Annotated in this window: 17 protein-coding genes; 7 read left to right on the top strand and 10 right to left on the bottom strand. The window is 73.2% G+C overall.

Features of this window, described 5'->3' with window-relative positions; genetic code table 11:
• Positions 1-3: 3 nt before the first annotated feature.
• From EEW87_RS16345 to EEW87_RS16335, 3 genes are all read right to left on the bottom strand, one after another.
• Positions 4-1,872, bottom strand: coding sequence for a GMC oxidoreductase (locus tag EEW87_RS16345; RefSeq protein ID WP_123091195.1), 1,869 nt, complete (start codon positions 1,870-1,872; stop codon positions 4-6).
• The gene (locus tag EEW87_RS16340; RefSeq protein WP_123091196.1) at positions 1,869-3,461 is read right to left on the bottom strand and encodes a succinic semialdehyde dehydrogenase; all 1,593 of its coding nucleotides are present in this window, start codon (positions 3,459-3,461) and stop codon (positions 1,869-1,871) included. Before EEW87_RS16340 ends, EEW87_RS16345 begins: the two co-directional genes overlap by 4 nt.
• Before the next feature lie 187 nt (positions 3,462-3,648).
• The gene (locus EEW87_RS16335; RefSeq protein ID WP_068273296.1) at positions 3,649-4,770 is read right to left on the bottom strand and encodes a GuaB3 family IMP dehydrogenase-related protein; all 1,122 of its coding nucleotides are present in this window, start codon (positions 4,768-4,770) and stop codon (positions 3,649-3,651) included.
• A 128-nt stretch (positions 4,771-4,898) separates the two neighbouring features.
• Here EEW87_RS16335 and EEW87_RS16330 point away from each other — a divergent pair, with 128 nt between their 5' ends.
• Entirely contained in the window at positions 4,899-5,156 is a 258-nt protein-coding gene (locus EEW87_RS16330) for an antitoxin (protein WP_205473748.1), read from the top strand.
• Between the two features lie 177 nt (positions 5,157-5,333).
• Here EEW87_RS16330 and EEW87_RS16325 read toward each other — a convergent pair whose 3' ends face one another.
• Complete coding sequence (locus EEW87_RS16325) at positions 5,334-6,359, bottom strand: dipeptidase (RefSeq protein WP_123091197.1); 1,026 nt, start codon at positions 6,357-6,359, stop codon at positions 5,334-5,336.
• Between the two features lie 37 nt (positions 6,360-6,396).
• Between EEW87_RS16325 and EEW87_RS16320 the strand changes: the two genes are divergently transcribed.
• Positions 6,397-7,437, top strand: a complete 1,041-nt coding sequence (locus EEW87_RS16320) for a P1 family peptidase (RefSeq protein WP_225985053.1) — start codon at positions 6,397-6,399, stop codon at positions 7,435-7,437.
• Positions 7,438-7,458: 21 nt separating this feature from the next.
• Here the strand turns inward: EEW87_RS16320 and guaB are convergent, their stop codons facing one another.
• Positions 7,459-9,015: an IMP dehydrogenase gene (gene guaB / locus EEW87_RS16315; protein ID WP_123091199.1), complete on the bottom strand. Its 1,557-nt coding sequence runs from the start codon at positions 9,013-9,015 to the stop codon at positions 7,459-7,461.
• A 301-nt stretch (positions 9,016-9,316) separates the two neighbouring features.
• Here guaB and EEW87_RS16310 point away from each other — a divergent pair, with 301 nt between their 5' ends.
• Both EEW87_RS16310 and EEW87_RS16305 read left to right on the top strand, forming a co-directional pair.
• Positions 9,317-9,604 (top strand): WhiB family transcriptional regulator, encoded by a 288-nt coding sequence (locus EEW87_RS16310; protein ID WP_068273287.1) that lies wholly within the window; start codon positions 9,317-9,319, stop codon positions 9,602-9,604.
• Between the two features lie 46 nt (positions 9,605-9,650).
• Complete coding sequence (locus EEW87_RS16305) at positions 9,651-9,896, top strand: RNA-binding S4 domain-containing protein (protein WP_123091200.1); 246 nt, start codon at positions 9,651-9,653, stop codon at positions 9,894-9,896.
• 71 nt (positions 9,897-9,967) lie between these two features.
• Here EEW87_RS16305 and EEW87_RS16300 read toward each other — a convergent pair whose 3' ends face one another.
• Positions 9,968-10,663 carry an aspartate/glutamate racemase family protein gene (locus EEW87_RS16300; protein ID WP_123091201.1) on the bottom strand — a complete coding sequence of 232 codons (696 nt, stop codon included), beginning with the start codon at positions 10,661-10,663 and terminating at the stop codon, positions 9,968-9,970.
• A gap of 95 nt (positions 10,664-10,758) precedes the next feature.
• Between EEW87_RS16300 and serA the strand changes: the two genes are divergently transcribed.
• Entirely contained in the window at positions 10,759-11,958 is a 1,200-nt protein-coding gene (gene serA, locus EEW87_RS16295) for a phosphoglycerate dehydrogenase (protein ID WP_123091202.1), read from the top strand.
• Between the two features lie 106 nt (positions 11,959-12,064).
• Here the strand turns inward: serA and EEW87_RS16290 are convergent, their stop codons facing one another.
• A complete protein-coding gene (locus EEW87_RS16290; RefSeq protein WP_123091203.1) occupies positions 12,065-12,961 on the bottom strand; it encodes an EamA family transporter in 897 nt (298 codons plus the stop codon).
• A 73-nt stretch (positions 12,962-13,034) separates the two neighbouring features.
• On the opposite strand from EEW87_RS16290, the gene EEW87_RS16285 reads away from it, so the two are divergent.
• Positions 13,035-13,922, top strand: coding sequence for a LysR family transcriptional regulator (locus tag EEW87_RS16285; RefSeq protein WP_123091557.1), 888 nt, complete (start codon positions 13,035-13,037; stop codon positions 13,920-13,922).
• A 104-nt stretch (positions 13,923-14,026) separates the two neighbouring features.
• Complete coding sequence (locus EEW87_RS16280) at positions 14,027-14,872, top strand: TPM domain-containing protein (RefSeq protein ID WP_123091204.1); 846 nt, start codon at positions 14,027-14,029, stop codon at positions 14,870-14,872.
• An 88-nt stretch (positions 14,873-14,960) separates the two neighbouring features.
• On the opposite strand, the gene groL is transcribed toward EEW87_RS16280, so the two are convergent.
• The 3 genes from groL to EEW87_RS16265 form a co-directional block, all read right to left on the bottom strand.
• Positions 14,961-16,571 carry a chaperonin GroEL gene (gene groL, locus EEW87_RS16275; RefSeq protein WP_123091205.1) on the bottom strand — a complete coding sequence of 537 codons (1,611 nt, stop codon included), beginning with the start codon at positions 16,569-16,571 and terminating at the stop codon, positions 14,961-14,963.
• Between the two features lie 98 nt (positions 16,572-16,669).
• The gene (groES, locus tag EEW87_RS16270) at positions 16,670-16,963 is read right to left on the bottom strand and encodes a co-chaperone GroES (protein ID WP_068273266.1); all 294 of its coding nucleotides are present in this window, start codon (positions 16,961-16,963) and stop codon (positions 16,670-16,672) included.
• Positions 16,964-17,127: 164 nt separating this feature from the next.
• Complete coding sequence (locus EEW87_RS16265) at positions 17,128-18,114, bottom strand: ArsR/SmtB family transcription factor (protein ID WP_148041534.1); 987 nt, start codon at positions 18,112-18,114, stop codon at positions 17,128-17,130.
• Between the last annotated feature and the right edge of the window lie 11 nt (positions 18,115-18,125).

Raw genomic sequence — 18,125 nt, 5'->3', positions numbered from 1 at the left:
GGCTCAGACGCTCGCGGTGCGCCAGTCGTCGGCGGGGCCGACGACGTCGACCTCCTCCGGCGGGGGCGCGACCGGGGGCATGCCGAGGTCGACCTGGCGCGACTCGACGTGGGTGAAGGCGGTGACGGCCGGGGTGCGCGCGGGCACCGGGTCGAGCCGGCGGTAGCCCTCGCCCTGGGCCGGTCGCGGGTCGTCCTCGCCGCGGTTGGGCCACAGCGCGAAGGCCCGCTCGGCCTGCGCCGTGATCGTCAGCGAGGGGTTGACCCCGAGGTTGGCGCTCACCGCGGAGCCGTCGACGACGCTGATCCCGGGGTAGCCCCACAGCCGGTGGTAAGGGTCGAGGACGCCCGACTGCGCCGTGTCGCCGATCGGCGCCCCGCCGAGGAAGTGCGCGGTGAGCGGGATGTCGAAGGCCTCGCTCCACGTGCCCCCCGGGTAGAAGGGGATGCCGATGCGCTCGGAGAGGCGGTGAGCCAGCGCCCGGATGCCGCGATGCCCGGCCTCGATGTACGTCGGGTTGGGCTCTCCGTGACCCTGCGTCGAGGTGAGCCGGCGACGGCCCCCCTTCGTCGTCAGCGAGGTCGTCAGCGAGTTGTCCAGCGACTGCATGACGAGACCGATGACCGTCGAGTCGGCGAAGTGGGTGCCGGGCGGCGCCCAGGCCCGCAGCGCGGGCAGGTTGCGGGGCAGCTCGGCGAGCAGCCGCAGCCACCGGGGCGTGCGCCCGGTGCGCGGCGGGGCGAGGAGGGTCGTCAGCAGACCCATCGCGTCCGAGCCCCGCCCGTAGCGGCAGTTCTCGACGTGCGTGTCCGCGTCGGGGTGGAAGGAGCTCGTGATCGCGACGCCGCGGGTGAGGTCGTGCTCGCCCGTCGGCGGGGTCGCCGCGAGCGCCCCGACGAGGGCCTCGGAGTTCGTGCGGGTCAGCTCGCCGACCCGGTCGCTCGTCGCGCTCAGCTCGCCCTCGGCGCGCATCTCGTGCAGCAGGTGCTGGGTCCCCCACGTGCCCGCCGCGAGGACGACGTGGCGGGCGGTGGTGACCCGCGCCGAGCGGTCGCCCCGGTCGTCGGTCGCCTCGTGGCGCACGCGGTAGGTGGGGGTCCCCCCTTCGCCGCCGGGCACGAGACCGAGCCGGGTCACCGTGCGAAGGGGGGTCACCCGCGCCCCGAGGCCCTCGGCGAGGGCGAGGTAGTTCTTCACGAGGGTGTTCTTCGCGCCGACCCGGCAGCCGACCATGCAGTTGCCGCACTCGGTGCACGTCGTGCGCTGCGGCCCGGCGCCGCCGAAGTACGGGTCGGGGATCGTGCGGCCCTGCTCCTGCGGCCGGTTGCCCTCGCCGAAGAGGACCCCGACGGGGGTCTTGCGGAAGGTGTCGCCGACCCCGAGGTCGTGCGCGGCGTCGCGCATGGCCTGCTCGACGGGCCCGTCGCAGGGGTTGGTGACGACGCCGAGCATGCTCTGCCCTGTCGCGTAGTGCGGCGCGAGCTCGGCCTCCCAGTCGGTGATGTGCCCCCACTGCCGGTCCTCGAAGAAGGCCCGCGGCGGCACGTAGAGGGTGTTGGCGTAGTTGAGCGAGCCGCCCCCGACGCCTGCCCCGGCGAGGATCATCACGTCCTTGAGGAGGTGGATGCGCTGCACCCCGTAGCACCCGAGGCGGGGCGCCCAGAGGAAGTTCTTCAGGTCCCAGCTCGTGCGGGCGAAGTCCTCGTCCGCGAAGCGGCGTCCGGCCTCGAGGACGAGGACGGAGTAGCCCTTCTCGGCGAGCCGCAGCGCGGCGACGGACCCGCCGAAGCCGGACCCGACGACGAGGACGTCGACATCGGGCTCGACGGCGGGGCCGGCCGCGCGGTCGGCCGCGCTCTCGAGGGCGCTCACGACAGCCCCACCGACTTCAGCGCGCGCAGCCCGAGCGTCATGACCTTCGCGTACCGGCGCTGGTCCAGCCCCATCGACGGCGCGATCGGCAGGACGTGCTGGGCCGTGACGTTCTGGCTCTCGGTGTACTTGAGGATCCCCTCGGCGCCGTGCCGGCGGCCGACACCGGAGTCCTTCATGCCGCCCATCGGGGCACCCATCGACGCCCAGGCGGCGGCGTAGGCCTCGTTGACGTTGACCGTGCCGGTGCGGATCCGCGCGGCGACCGCGCGCCCGCGGCGCACGTCACGCGTCCACACCGAGGCGTTGAGGCCGTAGTCGGTGTCGTTGGCGAGCGCGACCGCCGCGTCGTCGTCGGCCACGCGGTAGAGCGAGACGAGCGGCCCGAAGGTCTCCTCGTCGCGGCAGGTCATCGCCGAGGTCACCCCGTCGAGGACGGTCGGCTCGAAGACGAAGGGGCCGACGTCGGGCCGGGCGGACCCGCCGGCGAGGACGCGAGCCCCCTTCGCCACGGCGTCGCGCACGTGCTCGGTGACGGTGTCGAGCTGGGCCTGCGAGACGAGGCTGCCCATGTCGTAGCCGTACTCGAGCGAGGTGCCGAGGCGCAGCGCGCGGACCGCCTCCACGAAGGCGGGCACGAAGCGGTCGTAGATGCCGTCGTGGACGAGGACGCGCTCGGCCGAGATGCACAGCTGGCCGGCGGAGGAGAAGCACGCCCGCACCGCTCCCTCGACGGCCCGGTCGAGATCGGCGTCGTCGGCGACGTAGACGGAGTTCTTGCCGCCCAGCTCGAGGCTGTAGGACACGAGGCGCTCGGCGGCCGAGCGCGCGACGGAGCGACCGGTCGCCGTCGACCCGGTGAAGCAGACGTAGTCGCCGGCGTCGACGACGGCCTGCCCGGTCGACCCGCCCGGCCCGAGGACGACCTGGAGGACGCCGTCGGGCAGCCCGGCCTCGCGGAGCAGCTCGACGCCGGCGAGCGCGGTGAGCGAGCCCTGCTCGTCAGGGCGCAGGACGACGGCGTTGCCCGCCATGAGCGCGGGGATCGCGTCGGTGACGGCCAGGCTCAGCGGGTAGTTCCACGGCGAGACGATGCCGACGACGCCCTTCGGGTGGTGCAGGGTGCGCGCCTGGCTGAGCAGCGGCAGGGCGCCGAGGTGGCGGGTCGGCGCGAGGTAGCTCTCCGCCCGCGCGGCGTAGTGACGGGCGGCGATCGCGCAGTCGAGGACCTCCTCGAAGGCGTGGAGGCGCGCCTTGCCCGCCTCGAGCTGGACGAGGTCGAGCAGCTCGACCTGACGCTCGAGGACGAGGTCGTGGAAGCGGCGCATGACCCGCCGGCGGTCGTCGTGCGTCGTCGCCGCCCACCGCGGCTGGGCCGCGCGCGCGGACGCGAAGGCCCGGGCGACGTCCTCGGGGGTCGAGATCGGCAGGGCCGCCAGCGGCGCACCGGTCATCGGCGAGGTCCGCGTGAAGGTCTGCGCGCGCGGCGCCGCGACGACGCGTGCGGAGAGGCGGCGGGCTCGTGCCGGGTCGACGGCGTAGGCCGCGGTGGGGTCGAGCTCGGGATCGGCGATGATCTCGGACGTCATTACTCCACGGTAATGCCGTCGCCACGCTCGCGCCTGTGGCTCTGCTCACCCGCACCGGCCCGAGGGCGACAAAACCCTGCCGGCTGCCTCTTGATGTGCCAGGACCCTGTCGAAAGGGTCCTGGCACGTCGAAGGGCAGCCAGCAGGGTTTTGTACGCCAGCCGGCATGGGCCGGGACGAAGGGGGGTCAGCTCGGCTGGTGCGGGGCGACGACGACGCCGATCCGCTGCAGCTCCTTGACGTCGGTGTACCCGGTCGTCGCCATCGCGCGGCGCAGGGCGCCCATGAGGTTCGTCGTGCCGTCGGAGTGGCGGCTCGGCCCGAAGAGGACCTCCTCGAGGTTCGCGACGGAGCCGACCTCGACCCGCGAGCCGCGGGGCAGCTCGCCGTGGTGGGCCTCGGCGCCCCAGTGGTAGCCGCGGCCGGGGGCGTCGGTCGCGCGCGCCAGCGCGGCGCCGAGCATGACGGCGTCGGCGCCCACGGCGATCGCCTTGACGATGTCGCCGCTCGTGCCCAGGCCGCCGTCGGCGATGACGTGCACGTACCGGCCGCCGGACTCGTCGAGGTAGTCGCGGCGGGCGGCGGCGACGTCGGCGACGGCGCTGGCCATTGGCGCGTGGATGCCGAGGGTCTGCCGGGTCGTGTGGGCCGCTCCCCCGCCGAAGCCGACGAGCACGCCGGCCGCACCGGTGCGCATGAGGTGCAGGGCCGCCGTGTAGCTGCCCGCGCCGCCGACGATGACGGGGACGTCGAGCTCGTAGATGAAGCGCTTGAGGTTGAGCGGCTCGGCCCGGCTGCTCACGTGCTCGGCCGAGACGGTCGTGCCGCGGATGACGAAGAGGTCGACCCCGGCCTCGACGACGGTGCGCCAGTGCTGCTGGGTGCGCTGCGGGCTGAGCGCGCCGGCGACGGTCACGCCGGCCTCGCGGATCTCGCGCAGCCGCTCGGTGATGAGCTCGGGGACGATCTCGGCGGAGTAGATCTCCTGCATCCGCGCCGTCGCGACGGCGGGGTCGAGGGTGGCGATCTCGGCGAGGACCGGCTCCGGGTCCTCGTAGCGGGTCCACACCCCTTCGAGGTCGAGGACGGGCAGCCCGCCGTGCTTGCCGAGGGCGATCGCGGTGGCCGGCGACATCACCGAGTCCATCGGCGCGGCGATGACCGGCATCTCGAAGTGGTAGGCGTCGATCTGCCAGTCCAGCGAGACCTCCTCCGGGTCGCGCGTGCGCCGCGTGGGGGTCACCGCGATGTCGTCGAAGGAGTAGGCCCGACGGCCGCGCTTGCCTCGCCCGATCTCGATCTCGTTCACCCCGTCAGCGTACGGGTAGCCCGATGGGCGGGTGCGCGGGGAGCAATCGGGCGCACCGCTGCGTTACACATGGACGAAGCGTCCTCGACCCGAAGGAGAAGACCATGGCCAGGCTCGGCAGGATTACAGTGCTCGCCACGGCGGCTGAGGCCGCCCGTCAGTGGGCGAAGAACAACCCCGACAAGGCCGGCGCCTACATCGACAAGGCGGGCGCCGCCGTCGACAAGGGCACCAAGGGCAAGTACTCGCGCCAGATCACCTCGGCGACCGGCAAGGCGAAGGGCGCGGTCGGCGGCGGGCACCGCGGTGGCACCACCACCGCACCTCCCGCCCCGGGCACGACGCCCCCGCCCTCCTCGCAGACGCCGCCGCCCCCGGTGAGCTGACGCCACGTCCGACGAGGGGCGACGCACCACGGTGCGTCGCCCCTTCGTCGTGCGTGGTGACCCGTCAGCAACGGGACCCGTGAGTGCCTGGCCCTCCCCATGCCGGGGCAACCGCACCAGGAGTCCCGTTACTGCCGAGTAGCTGCGTCAGGCCTGCGTGCACGACCGCGCCCCGCGTCAGACCTCGGTGTCGCGCAGGACGCGCAGGGCGTTGCCGTGGGCGAGCGCCTCGAGGTCGGCCCGTGACCACCCGCGCTCGGCGAGCGCACCGAGCAGGTGGGGGTAGCGCGAGACGTCGCCGAGATCGGCGGGCAGCACGTCGACGCCGTCGAAGTCGCCGCCGAGACCGACGTGCTCGATGCCGACGACCTCGCGCAGGTGCTCGAGGTGCGCGACGACGTCCGCCGCGGTCGCCGGCGCCGGCGCCTTGCCCTTGAAGCCCCCGAGCCGCCACTGCGCCCAGTCCTCGCGCAGGAAGTACGGCACGAAGTTCGCCATGACGACCCCGCCGTTCCCGGGCATCCGCTCGAGGACGTCGTCGGGCACGTTGCGAGGGTGGGAGCACAGCGCGAGCGCGTTGCTGTGGCTGAAGAGGACCGGCCGGCTCGTCTCGTCGAGCGCGTGGTGCATGGTCTCGGCGCTCACGTGGCTGAGGTCGACGGCGACGCCGAGGGCGTTCATCGTGCGCACGACCTCGCGCCCGAAGTCGGTGAGGCCGCCGTGGACGCGCTCGTCGGTCGCGGAGTCCGCCCACGCGGTGTTGTCGTTGTGCGTGAGGGTCATGTAGCGCACGCCGCGGGCGGCGAAGGCCGCGAGGTGCTCGAGCGACCCGTCGATGCTGTGCCCGCCCTCCATGCCGAGCAGCGCCGCGTGACGCCCCTGCTCCCACACCCGCTCGACGTCGGCGGCCGTGCGGGCGAGCTCCATCTCCTCGTAGCGCGCGCACATGGCCTCGACGAAGTCGACCTGCTCGTGGGTCGCGGTCACCGCGGCCTCGCCCGGCAGCTCGCAGGGCACCCAGACCGACCACAGCTGGGCCGCGAGCCCGCCCGCGCGCATCCGCGGCAGGTCGGTGTGCAGCTCGGGCTGCTCGAGCGCGATGTCGCAGCGGTCGAGGTCGTACCCGGCGATCTCGCGGTGGTGCCACGGGAGGTCGTTGTGACCGTCGAGGACGCGGATGCCGGTGATGTCGGGGCTCGCCATGCCCGGCAGTCAACCAGCCGTCGAGCATGCTGGGCGCATGGACCTCGCCCCCGCCGGCCCGCTCGACGCCATCACCGACGTGCCCGGCGTGCGCGTCGGCCACGCGACCCGTGACGAGCCGGGCTGGCTCACCGGCACGACCGTCGTCGTGCCCCCCGTCGGCACCGTCGGCGGGGTCGACGTGCGCGGCGGCGGCCCCGGCACCCGTGAGACCGACCTGCTCGACCCCCGCCACACCGTCGACCTCGTCGACGCGGTCGTCCTCGGCGGGGGCAGCGCCCTCGGCCTGGCCGCCTGCGACGGCGTGAGCGCCGGCCTGCTCGCCGACGGGCGGGGGTGGCCGGCGGGCCCGGGCCCCGGCGAGGTCGTGCCGATCGTGCCCGGCGCCATCGTCTTCGACCTCGGCCGCGGGGGCGTGTGGGGTCATCACCCGGGGGCAGCAGAGGGCCGGGCCGCGTACGACGCGGCGACCACCGGCCCGGTGGACGAAGGGGTCGTCGGCGCCGGCACCGGGGCCCGCGCCGGGGGCCTCAAGGGCGGGGTGGGCACGGCGAGCGCCGTCCTCGCCGACGGCTCGACCGTCGCCGCTGTCGTCGTGGTCAACGCCGTCGGCTCCCCCGTCGCGCCCGACGGCAGGCTCCTCGGGGCTCACCTGCTCGGTCCGCAGGACGCGGCCGAGCTGCCCGTGCCCGACCCCGAGCGGGTCAGCGCCTACTGGTCCGGGCTCGAGCAGGAGCAGGCAGCCCTGCGGGCCGGCACCGCGACGACGATCGCGGTCGTCGCGACGGACGCGAGGCTCACCAAGCCCGCGGCCTCGATGCTCGCCCGGGTCGCCCACGACGGCATGGCCCGGGCGATCTCACCGGTGCACACCGCCTTCGACGGCGACACGGTCTTCGCCCTCGCCACCGGCGAGGGGCCCACCCCCTCGCCGCTCGACCTCGTCGTCCTGCAGACCGAGGCGGCCCGTTGCGTGACCCGGGCAATCGTGTCCGCGATGCTCGCGGCGACCTCGGTCGACCGCAGCGCCGACGGCGGCGCGGTCCTGCGCTCCTACCGGGACGCCCTCGTCGGCTGAGCCGCGCTCAGCGCGCCGGGCTCAGCGGGCGGAGTAGTTCGGCGCCTCGACGATGCCCTGGAGGTTGTGCGGGTGGCTCTCCTTGAGCGAGGCGGAGGTGATCCGGACGAACTTCCCCTTCGCCTGCAGCTCGGAGACCGTGCGGGCGCCGACGTAGAACATCGACTGGCGCAGCCCGCCGAGCATCTGGTGGGTGACCGCCGAGACGGCGCCGCGGTAGGCGACACGCCCCTCGACACCCTCGGGGACGAGCTTGTCGTCGCTGTCGACCTCGGCCTGGAAGTACCGGTCCTTGGAGAAGGACTTCTTGCCGCGGCTGCTCATCGCGCCGAGGCTGCCCATGCCCCGGTAGGACTTGTACTGCTTGCCGTTGACGAAGATCAGCTCGCCGGGGCTCTCCTCGCAGCCGGCGAGCATCGAGCCCACCATGACCGAGTCGGCGCCGGCGACGATCGCCTTGGCGATCTCGCCGCTGTGCTGCATGCCGCCGTCGGCGATGACCGGCACGCCGGCCGGCTTGCACGCGAGCGAGGCGTCGTAGACCGCGGTGATCTGCGGGGCGCCGACACCGGTGACGATGCGGGTGGTGCAGATCGAGCCCGGACCGACGCCGACCTTGACCGCGTCGACGCCCGCGTCGACGAAGGCCTGGGCGCCCTCACGGGTCGCGACGTTGCCGCCGATGACCTGCACGTGACGGGTCGCCGGGTCGGACTTCAGGCGGCCGACCATCTCGAGGAGCATCCGCACGTGGCCGTGGGCGGTGTCGGCGACGAGCACGTCGGCCCCGGCCTCGATGAGCGTCGTCGCGCGCTCCCACGCGTCGCCGAAGTAGCCGATGGCGGCGCCGACGAGCAGACGGCCGTCGGCGTCCTTGCTCGCGAGGGGGAACTGCTCGCTCTTGACGAAGTCCTTGACGGTGATGAGACCGGCGAGACGGCCCTCGTCGTCGACGATCGGCAGGCGCTCGCGCTTGTGCTGGCGCAGCAGCGTCGTCGCGTCCTCCTGCGAGATGCCGACGGGGGCGGTGATGAGCGGCATCTTCGTCATGACGTCGCGCACGAGCGTCGTGGCCCACTCGGCGACGGGGGTGAAGCGCAGGTCGCGGTTGGTGATGATGCCGATGAGGTGCTCGCCCTCGTCGACGACCGGCAGCCCGGAGACGCGGTACTCGCCGCAGCGCTGGTCGAGCTCCTCGAGCGTCGCGTCGGGCCCGATGACGACCGGGTTGGAGATCATCCCGGTCTGGGTGCGCTTGACGAGGTCGACCTGGTAGGCCTGGTCCTCGATGGAGAGGTTGCGGTGCAGCACGCCGATGCCGCCCTGGCGCGCCATGGCGATCGCCATCCGCGACTCGGTGACGGTGTCCATCGCGGCGGAGAGCAGCGGCGCGTTGAGCGAGAGCTCACGGGTCAGCCGCGTCGTCGTGTCCAGCTCGTCGGGCGCCAGGTCGCTGAAGCCGGGCAGGAGGAGCACGTCGTCGTAGGTGAGCCCCACCTTGGCGAAGGGGTCCGCCTGCGCCGCCGCCTGGGCGGCGAGGTCGTCGTGGCGAGGGTCGGAGGAGGAGCCGAGAGCCATTGGACAAGTCTAGGCCGCGTCGGCAGGTGGTCCGGACACCCCCACGACCGGGCTCGACCACGTCCGCGGGGCGGTCCCGTGACGTCCGCGAGGCGGTCGCCCCTAGCGCGATCGCGCCGACCCGCAACCCGGCATGACCATCTCTTGACGAAGACCCCCGATTTCTTGGGCGAATCCTGACGTCGAGGGGTGTTGGACCTGGGCGCCCTCTCCGTAGCGTTCCGTGCCACGAGGGCAGCCCGCCCAGGGGTCGACATGACCAGGGCCGCCCTAGATCAGCAGAGCAGAACGGGGTACCGCGATGGCCGACCTAGGACACCTGCCAGGACCGGTGGCGGACCTGTGGGAGTGGCAGTACGAGGGCCGGTGCCGCAGCATCGACACCGACGTCTTCTACCACCCGGAGGGCGAGCGAGGGGCTGCCCGCCGGCTGCGCGAGACGGCGGCCAAGGAGATCTGCGCGACCTGCCCGGTCATCGCGGCCTGCCGCGCGCATGCCCTCGCCACCCGCGAGACCTTCGGCGTGTGGGGCGGCATGACCGAGGACGAGCGCGAGCACCAGCTCGCCCGCGCCGCCCTCGCCGGCTGACCCGGCGGCGACCGCGGCACGCGCCGACCCGCCTACGCTGGTCCGCGTGAGCACGCACGAGTCCGTCTACATCCGCGACGACGTCATCCGGCTCGGCCAGCTGCTCAAGCTCGCCGGGCTCGTCGACGACGGCGCCACCGCCCGCGAGGTCATCAGCGAGGGCCGGGTGAGCGTCGACGGCGAGGTCGACACGCGACGCGGCGCCCAGATCCGCCCCGGCCAGGTCGTCGCGCTCGACGGCCAGGAGATCACCGTCGTCCAGGGCGAGCCGGAGATCGACGTCCCCTGGTGACGCCACCGACCCGGTCGAGGTGATGGGGCGAGCCCTGGCTCATGGGATCACCTCGACGCGGTGCGGGTCGCTCAGGAGCCGGCGAGCATCCAGTCGAGCGCGTCCGCGACGTGGATCTCCGTCGTGTCGTGCAGGGGCACCGGGCAGTCGTCGGGCTCGATGAGCAGCCCGAGCTCGGTGCCGGCGAGGACGACGGCCTCGGCGCCGCGGTCGACCATGCCCTCCATGACCTGACGCACCCGCTTGCGCGAGGCGTCCTTGATGACGCCGTGCACGAGCTCGTCGTAGATGAGCGCGTCGACCTCGGGGCGCTCGCTCTCCTCGGGGAGGATCACCTCGAGCCCGCGGGCCGACAGCGGCCCCGTGTAGAAGTCGGCGCCCATCGTCGTCGCCGTGGCGAGCAGGCCCACGCGGCTCTGGCGCTGCTCCTCGACCCGCCGGGCGGCGGACTCGGCGATGTGGAGCAGCGGGATGTCGACCGCGGCCGAGACCCGGTCGGCGACGGCGTGCATCGTGTTCGCCGCGATGAGCAGGCCCTCCGCTCCCCCGCGCTCGAGCGAGCGGGCCGCGTCGACGAGGACCTCGGCCATGCCGTCCCAGTCGCCGGCGTGCTCGAAGTCCGTCACCGGCGCGAAGTCGACGCTGTGCAGGAGCACCCGCGCGCTGTGCAGACCACCCAGGCGCGCCTCCACCCCTTCGTTGAGCAGCCGGTAGTACTCAGCCGTCGCGGACCAACCCATGCCGCCGATGACACCCAGGAGCCTCATGGCGCTCACCCTAACCACGGGGGGCCGGGGTGCGCGCGTCCGAGTGGCGTACACCCTGCGCACCGTCCTCCCCGGGCGATCTAGGCTCGTGCGACGTGAAGGTCCTGCTCCTCGAGAACATCCACGAGTGCGCCACCGCCGCGCTCACCGACGCCGGCTTCGAGGTCGAGACGCGCTCCGGCGCCCTCGACGAGGCCGAGCTGATCTCCGCGCTGGAGGGCGTGGAGATGCTCGGCATCCGCAGCAAGACGCAGGTCACCCGGGAGGTGCTCCAGGCCCGGCCGGAGCTGCGGGCCATCGGCGCCTTCTGCATCGGCACCAACCAGGTCGACCTCGACGCGGCCGCCGCGCACGGCACCGTCGTCTTCAACGCGCCCTTCTCCAACACGCGCAGCGTCGTCGAGCTCGCCATGGCGGAGATCATCGCGATGGCCCGTCACCTCACCGACAAGAACTCCGCGCTCCACGCGGGCGTCTGGGACAAGTCGGCGAAGGGGGCGCACGAGGTCCGCGGACGCAGCCTGGGGATCGTCGGCTACGGCAACATCGGCAGCCAGCTCTCCGTCATCGCCGAGGCCTTCGGCATGCACGTCAGCTACTACGACGTCGACGACAAGCTGCCGCTGGGCAACGCGCGTCGCTGCGACAGCCTCGAGGAGCTGCTCGAGACCTGCGAGACGGTCTCGCTCCACGTCGACGGACGCGACGGCAACGCCGGGGTCTTCGGCGCCGAGCAGTTCGCCCAGATGCGACCGCGCAGCCTCTTCCTCAACCTGTGCCGCGGCTTCGTCGTCGACCTCGAGGCCCTGCGCGAGCATCTCGTGAGCGGTCACATCGCCGGCGCGGCGGTCGACGTCTTCCCCGAGGAGCCGAAGAAGGCGGGCGACCCCTTCGTCTCGATCCTCCAGGGTCTGCCGAACGTCATCCTCACCCCGCACGTCGGCGGGTCCACCGAGGAGGCGCAGTACGACATCGGGCGCTATGTCAGCGGCAAGCTGCGCGACTACGCCCACACCGGTGCGACGACGATGTCGGTCAACGTGCCCCCCGTCGCGCTCACGCAGTCGCCCGGAGACACCCGCATCCTCCACCTGCACCGCAACGTCCCTGGCGTCCTCGCCCGGGTCAACACGCTGCTCTCCGAGGGCGGGGCGAACATCGACAGCCAGCAGCTCTCGACGCGGGGCGAGTACGGCTACGCCGTCACCGACCTCGCCGGCTCCCTGCCCGGAGACGTCGAGCAGCGCCTGCGCGAGCTCGACGAGACCATCGAGGTCCGCGTCATCACCTCCTGAGGCCTGCCCGTCCGGCGCGTCGGACGGCACCTCGGGCGGGCGAAGGGGGACGACCCGCCAGGGCTCGTCCGTCGCCGGCGACCCGCCGTCCGACACCCAGGGCGGGTCAGCGGGCCGGGACGACCTCGGGCAGCACCGGGGCGCGGCGCGCGCGGGCCTGGAGCAGCTGGGCCGCGGCCAGGCCGGTCATCGCGATGCCGGCACCGACGAGGTCGGTCGCCGAGGGCTGGTCGCCCTGCAGCACCCAGGCGAGCAGGATCGCCAGCGGCGGCACCGCGAGCACCCACGAGACGACGGTCGCGCTGGGGTTGCGGTGGAGCAGCGAGTAGAAGATCCCGTAGCCGACGAGCGTCGAGACGACCGCCGTCCATGCCGTCGACAGCAGCGGGCGCCAGCCGAGCCCGGAGAGGGCGTCGACGACGGTCGCCGGGCCGTCGACGAGCAGGGACAGCGCGAGCAGCGGCAGCGGCACGACGAGCGAGGACCAGACCGTCAGACCGAGGCCACCGGGCACCCCCTTCGCCCGCACGACGACGTTGCCGACCGCCCAGGACAGGCCGGCGAGCAGGGTGACGGCGAAGGGGAGCAGGCCGGCCGCTCCCCGGCCGAGGGCGACGACGGCGAGTCCGACGACGGCCACGCCCACACCGATCGCCACCGCCGGGGCGACCCGCTCGTGGAGGACGACGGCCGCGATGACGATGGTGAGGGGCACCTGGACCTGCAGGACGAGCGCGGCCATCCCGCTCGGCATCCCGAGGTGCAGCGCGAGGTAGAGCATCGAGAACTGGCCCAGGCTCACGGTGAGCCCGACCGTGGCGAGCACCCGCCACGACAGCGCCGGGCGCGGCACGAGGAAGATCGCCGGCAGCAGGACGAGGACGAAGCGCATCGCGGCGAAGAGCAGCGGCGGGACGTCCTGCAGACCCCACTCGATGACGACGAAGTTGCTCCCCCAGATGAGGGCCATGAGGGCGGCGAGCCCGGTGTCGCGAGGGGTCATGCGTGCCAGTCTGCGCGCGACGACCTCGTAGCACCAGCAAATGATCTGCGTGCTGACCGTGTACCTTCGCTGCATGATCGATCTCGACGCCGTCCGCGCGCTGCGCGCCGTCCAGGACCACGGCACCGTCGTCGCCGCGGCGGAGGCGACCGGCTACACGACGAGTGCGGTCTCGCAGCAGGTCAAGCGGCTCGAGCGGGCCGTCGGCCTGCCGCTCCTCGAGCGCGTGGGGCGCGGCGTCATCCTCACCGAGCACGGCCGGCGGCTCTGCGACTCCGGTGGCGAGGTCCTGCGCGCCGTCGAGCAGGTCGAGGCCGGGCTGCAGGCCGCCGCCGACCGCGTCGTCGGCGAGCTGAGCGTCGCGGCCTTCTCGACGGCGCTGCGCGGGCTCGTGGCCCCGGTCGCCCGCGACGTACTGCGCACCTGGCCCGACCTGCGCCTGCGCCTCAGCGAGAGCGAGCCGTGGCAGACCGTCGAGCTCGTCGCCGCCGGTCGGGTCGACCTCGGCATCACCCACTCGTGGGGGACGGTGCCGCTGTCGATCCCCGAGCACGTCGACGTCCGCCCGCTTCGCGAGGACCGGGCCGACCTCGTCGTCCCGGCGGGTCATCCCCTCGCCACGGCCCATGAGGTCCGCGCCGCCGACCTCGTCGACGAGAGCTGGGTGGCGACGCCCGAGGGGACGATCTGCCGCGAGTGGCTCGTCCACATGCATGCGCTGCACCGGGCTCGGCCGCGGGTCGTGCACGAGTCGGCCGAGTTCGACGCCCAGCTGGCGCTCGTGCGCGCCGGTCTCGGGGTCGCCCTCGTGCCGCGCATGGGCCGCTCCGAGCTCACGGCGGACCTCGTCGCGGTGCCCGTCGTCGACCCCGTGCCGACCCGCGAGGTGCTCGCGCTGTCGCGGGTGTCGATGCGCGAGTCCCCCGCCGTCCGCGTGCTCCTCGACGCCCTGACCTGCTGAGCCGAGCTCTCCTGCCCGCTGCGCGGCGACGAGCGGGGAGGTGCGGGAGCCGGTAGGTTCCGCACACGCGGGTGCAGGGCCCGCGATGTCGGCAAGGGGTCGTCATGAGCAGGTCCGTCCGTGCGCTGCAGGTGCTGCTTGCCGCGCTGCTGCCCCTGCTCGTGCTGGCGCCCGCCGCCGCGGCCGAGCGCGTGCCGGTGCCGCCGGCGCCCTCCTCGGCCACCCGCTTCGCCGACCCGGACGACGTGCTGACCTCGGGTCAGCGCAGCCGGCTCGCACGCTCGCTGCGCGAGACCGCCCGCTCCGAGCCCCGGGTCGTCGTCCGGGCGCTCGTCGTGCGCACGACCGGTGACGAGGACGTCGAGGCCTACGCCCGGCGGGTGGGGACGAGCTGGCGGGCCGGCGTCGGACGCGGGGTCCTCGTCGTCGTCGCGACCCAGGACCGCCGCATCCGGGTCCAGGTCGGCAGCCGCGAGCGGGCGCGGCTCACCGACCGCGAGGCCGCGCGCATCATCGGGCAGGTCCGACCTGCTCTGCGTGACGGGCGCTGGGAGACCGCGGTGGCCCGGGCCGTCGAGCTCGCCGCGGCCGAGGCCGGCAGCCCCGCCCAGCGCACCGGCGCCGACACCGAGAGCGACTGGGTCGAGCACGACGAGATGCTCGGCGGGCCGTGGGACGTCGGCGACGACGGGGTCGCGACGGGGCAGGACCTCTACGGCGTCCCCTTCGCCTTCGTCGGGGGCCTCGTCGTCGTCCTCGGGCTCGTGGCCGTGGTGACAGGCGGTCGCGGGTCCTCGCGCCACCGCTCGAGCGCGGCCGGCGTCGCGCTCGGCATGTCGCACCACCATCACCATCACGGCGGGCACATGGGTGGCGGCTTCGACAGCGGGAGCGGCTTCGGCGGGGGAGGGGGCGGAGGCGGCGACGGCGGGTCCTCGGGGTCCTTCTGACCCCCACGGGTCCCATCGGTGCCGGGTCACCGAGACGACGACGGGGCGACGCACCGTGGTGCGTCGCCCCGTCGTGGGTGAGGTCGGGTCAGTGGTGGTGACCGTGGCCCGCGGCAGCGGGCTCCTCGTCCTCGGGCTTGTCGACGACGAGCGTGTCGGTGGTGAGGACCATCGACGCGATCGACGCGGCGTTGACGAGCGCGGAGCGGGTGACCTTGACCGGGTCGATGACGCCGGCGCCGACGAGGTCGCCGTACTCACCGGTCGCGGCGTTGAGGCCCTGACCCGGCTCGAGCTCGGAGACCTTCGAGACCGCGACGTAGCCCTGGAGGCCGGCGTTCTCGGCGATCCAGCGCAGCGGCTCGACAGCGGCCTTGCGCACGATGCTCGCGCCGGTCGCCTCGTCGCCCTCGAGGGTGAGGGTGTCGATGACGGAGACGGCGTGCACGAGGGCGGAGCCGCCACCGGCGACGATGCCCTCCTCGATCGCGGCGCGCGTCGCGGAGATCGCGTCCTCGATCCGGTGCTTCTTCTCCTTGAGCTCGACCTCGGTGTGGGCACCGACCTGGATGACGCAGACGCCACCGGCGAGCTTGGCGAGGCGCTCCTGGAGCTTCTCGCGGTCCCAGTCGGAGTCGGTGCGCTCGATCTCGGCCTTGATCTGGTTGACCCGGCCCTCGACCTGCGAGCTCTCACCCTGGCCGTCGATGATCGTCGTGGCGTCCTTGGTGATGACGACGCGACGGGCCTGGCCGAGGTCCTCGAGACCGGCCTGGTCGAGCTTGAGGCCGACCTCCTCGGCGATGACCTGGGCACCCGTGAGGATGGCCATGTCCTGCAGCATCGCCTTGCGGCGGTCGCCGAAGCCGGGGGCCTTGACGGCCGCGACGTTGAAGGTGCCGCGCATCTTGTTGACGACGAGCGTCGACAGCGCCTCGCCCTCGATGTCCTCGGCGATGATGAGCAGCGGCTTGCCGGACTGCACGACCTTCTCGAGGACGGGGAGGATGTCGGCGACCGTGGAGATCTTGCCCTGGTTGATGAGGACGTAGGCGTCCTCGAGGACGGCCTCCATGCGCTCGGCGTCGGAGACGAAGTAGGGGCTGATGTAGCCCTTGTCGAACTGCATGCCCTCGGTGAAGTCGAGCGAGGTCTCGGCGGTCGAGGACTCCTCGACCGTGATGACGCCGTCCTTGCCGACCTTGTCGAAGGCCTCGGCGATGATCCCGCCGATGGTCTGGTCCTGCGCGGAGAGCGAGGCGACCTGGGCGATCTCGTCCTTGCCCTCGACCTCGCGGGCGGTCTCGAGCAGACGCCCGGAGACGGCCTCGACGGCCTTGTCGATGCCGCGCTTGAGGCCGGACGGGGCGGCGCCCGCGGCGACGTTGCGCAGGCCCTCCTTGACCATGGCCTGGGCGAGGACGGTCGCGGTCGTCGTGCCGTCACCGGCGACGTCGTTGGTCTTGGTCGCGACCTCCTTCGCGAGCTGCGCGCCGAGGTTCTCGTAGGGGTCCTCGAGCTCGATCTCGCGGGCGATCGTCACACCGTCGTTGGTGATCGTGGGGGCGCCCCACGACTTGTTGATGACGACGTTGCGGCCCTTGGGGCCGAGCGTCACCTTCACCGCGTTGGCGAGCTGGTCGACGCCACGCTGGAGGGCGTCACGGGCGGAGTCGTTGAACGCCAGTTCCTTGGCCATGTCAGTCCTTACTGTTGATCGAAGGGGGGAGGTCAGCGCGACGCCCCGGGGAGCCCGGGCGGGCCCGCACCCGGGGCGTCAGCGTGCTGAGAGGTGGGTCAGCCGACGATCGCGAGGACGTCGCGCGCCGAGAGGATGAGGTACTCGGTCCCGCCGTGCTTGACCTCGGTGCCGCCGTACTTGCTGTAGATGACGCGGTCGCCGACGGAGATGTCCATGGCGACGCGCTCACCGGCGTCGGACACGCGGCCCGGACCGACGGCGACGACCTCGCCCTCCTGGGGCTTCTCCTTGGCGGTGTCCGGGATGACCAGGCCGGAGGCCGTGGTCTGCTCGGCCTCGAGCGACTTGACGATGATGCGGTCCTCGAGCGGCTTGAGCGAAACCGACACGTTGGCTCCTTCGATGGAAGTTACTTCGCTTGTCTTCGGTGGTCAGAGCCGCTCGCCGTCGCGGGGGTCGACCGGCTCTGGTCCTGGCACTCACCAGTGGAGAGTGCCAAGCAGAAATCTAGGCCGCTCGTTAGCACTCGGTCAACCTGAGTGCCAGCAGGCGGTCAGCGCGGGCCGTGGTGGTGGGAGCTGAGGACCTGGCGGCCCGTCGCGGTCGGTGCGTAGTAGACGCTGCTCCCCCGCCGGCTCGGCTCGAGCAGGCCGGCCCTCGTGAGCCACCGCAGGTGCTGGCCGGCGGCCGAGGTGGAGACGCCCAGGTGGCGACCGAGGGCGGTGCTCGTCGTCTCCAGGCCCACCGAGGACAGCGCCGCCGCGCGGGCCGGGCCGAGCAGGGCGGAGAGGTCGGGGCGGTGCGGTGCGGCCCCGAGCGGCACCGGACGCGCCGGGTAGAGGACGTAGGGCTGCGCCCCCTCGTGCACCGGGCAGGCCGGGAAGGGCGCGAAGAGGGTCGGCACGAAGACGAGCCCTCGCCCGTCGACGTCGGCCTCGAAATTCGGCCCGTTGGGGTTGCGGCAGACGACCTGCGTCGCCGTGACCTCGAGATGGGGGCTCAGCTGGTCGAGAGCCGGCAGCAGCCCCGCGGTCACCGCGACGTCGGAGCGCACGGCGATGTCCTCGCGCAGCGCGGCGCTGATCCGCTCCCACCACGGCGCGAAGCTGTGGGTCCAGTACGCCTGCATCGCGGCGACGACCTGGCGGTGCACGGCGACGTCCGAGCCCTGCAGCGCCAGGGGGCGACGGTCGGGGAAGAGCACGTCGAGCTCGGCACCGACGACGGCCGGGTCCATGCGGGCCAGCTCGCGCATCTCGGCGGCGAAGTCCGGCGCCCCCGCGTGCGGCCGCGGGTTGAGGAACTCCGGGGTCGACATGTCGTCGGAGACGAGCGCGGCGAGGGTCTGCAGGACGGGCAGCGGCGTCGTCGCGAGCACGTGCCGACGCCACTCGCGCAGGTGCGGGTAGTCCTCCGGCCGACGGATGACGCGCAGCGAGAGGCAGGCCTCGGTGAGGGCGGAGATGCCGAAGCGCGACGTCATGAGCTCGGTCGGCGTGAGCCGGTACACGAGCTCGTCGGGCGCGGGCAAGGCCTTCAAGGGATTCACTT

It is taken from the genome of Janibacter melonis (genome assembly GCF_003721155.3).
GTDB classification, from domain to species: domain Bacteria; phylum Actinomycetota; class Actinomycetes; order Actinomycetales; family Dermatophilaceae; genus Marihabitans; species Marihabitans melonis.
The sequence above is the reverse complement of the archived record's forward strand: the minus strand, read 5'-3'. Positions and strand labels throughout refer to the sequence as shown.

Bases quoted from the DNA above. Each gene is read 5' to 3' on its own strand.
- groL (WP_123091205.1), bottom strand. From the start codon at position 16,571: ATGGCCAAGGAACTGGCGTTCAACGACTCCGCCCGTGACGCCCTCCAG.
- EEW87_RS16290 (WP_123091203.1), bottom strand. From the start codon at position 12,961: ATGACCCCTCGCGACACCGGGCTCGCCGCCCTCATGGCCCTCATCTGG.
- EEW87_RS16320 (WP_225985053.1), top strand. From the start codon at position 6,397: ATGGACCTCGCCCCCGCCGGCCCGCTCGACGCCATCACCGACGTGCCC.
- EEW87_RS16325 (WP_123091197.1), bottom strand. From the start codon at position 6,359: ATGGCGAGCCCCGACATCACCGGCATCCGCGTCCTCGACGGTCACAAC.
- EEW87_RS16280 (WP_123091204.1), top strand. From the start codon at position 14,027: ATGAGCAGGTCCGTCCGTGCGCTGCAGGTGCTGCTTGCCGCGCTGCTG.
- EEW87_RS16285 (WP_123091557.1), top strand. From the start codon at position 13,035: ATGATCGATCTCGACGCCGTCCGCGCGCTGCGCGCCGTCCAGGACCAC.
- guaB (WP_123091199.1), bottom strand. From the start codon at position 9,015: ATGGCTCTCGGCTCCTCCTCCGACCCTCGCCACGACGACCTCGCCGCC.
- EEW87_RS16310 (WP_068273287.1), top strand. From the start codon at position 9,317: ATGGCCGACCTAGGACACCTGCCAGGACCGGTGGCGGACCTGTGGGAG.
- EEW87_RS16300 (WP_123091201.1), bottom strand. From the start codon at position 10,663: ATGAGGCTCCTGGGTGTCATCGGCGGCATGGGTTGGTCCGCGACGGCT.
- EEW87_RS16340 (WP_123091196.1), bottom strand. From the start codon at position 3,461: ATGACGTCCGAGATCATCGCCGATCCCGAGCTCGACCCCACCGCGGCC.